The organism is Oleiphilus sp. HI0067, assembly GCF_001635735.1.
Map to the genome: position 1 here is coordinate 1 of NZ_LWFI01001504.1, position 1,139 is coordinate 1,139.

Here is a 1,139-nt window from a genome sequence, read left to right on the forward strand (position 1 = left end):
AACATAGAGACACTTGTTCAAGATACCTCTGACACTGTAACGATGACAAGGAGTTTGTCACTAATGGCGGATTTGGCTACCGATGATGGCAGTGAGAGCTTATCACCAGTGACCTTCTCAGGCTTTCCCAGTGGTGTCGAGTTGTTAGAAGGCAACACTACTTTGGCGGTGAGTGATGGCAGTGATTTTGACATCGCAGTCAGTGCAGGTGTTAGCCGCTCCATGACTATAGAGCATGCTGCCAATGTCAATGTTACGGTAAGCGCTAGCGTTAACGCGACTAATATCGCCTCTGGAGATACAGCGACAACTCAAGTTTCGCAAGTGATTGACGACATCCTCGTTGGTCTTGAGTATGAGACTAGCTCGGGTGCAAGAGGTGTCACCGACGCAGAGGGTATTATTAGCTTTGATCAGCGCGATACCATTCGGTTTAGCGTTGGCGCGGTAGTGATTGGTGAGTTAATAGCGGCAAATGTTCAAGGCAGAGCAATTTTTCTGACTGATTTCCAACCGGTTAACGGTGCTGTCGCAAGCAGTGATTACTTGACTAATATGGCGGTGTTCTTGCAGTCTATTGATAGCAACCAGCTGCCAGATGATGGGATCGTTATCGAGGCAGAGACTCGACAGGCGTTTGCCTTGAATGATGCTGATTTGGCCCTCCTATCGCTTAATGAGGTTAATGTGATGTTGGTCGAAAAGGGTTTCCAGCCGGTGGAGCCTGCCCAAGCATTGCAACATGTGTCTGAGAATCTGGCCGAATACAGTGCAGATAACACCGCAATCAATATGGTAGAACTAAGTTTAGATGCGCTAGGTTTGAATTATGCAACTGAAGATGCCGCTCTTAATCCGGGCCAGACTTTGCAAATCGAAGGTTTGCCAGAGGAGGCGATAGCCTCTGATGGTAAGTGGGTTGACGGCGTTTTGACTATAGAGCAGGCCCATGCAGAGCAGGTGGCGGATCTGAAAATTATCTTACCTGAGCAAGTGGTTGCGGAACTTGAGGTATCTGCGACCATTAAATTAAGCCAGCAGGACGAGACCGATTTGCAGCTCATCGATAGTGATATAGTAATGGTTGAGGAGGAGAATGCTATGGCGTTGATGGAGCCTGTCTGTGATTGTCAGCTTTA

1 protein-coding gene is annotated in these 1,139 nt (G+C 47.9%); it reads left to right on the plus strand.

The window, feature by feature from the left end; all coding sequences use genetic code 11:
- Positions 1-63 precede the first annotated feature (63 nt).
- On the plus strand, positions 64-1,139 hold a 1,076-nt coding region (locus A3739_RS24490), incomplete at its 3' end, for a hypothetical protein (RefSeq protein ID WP_156502812.1).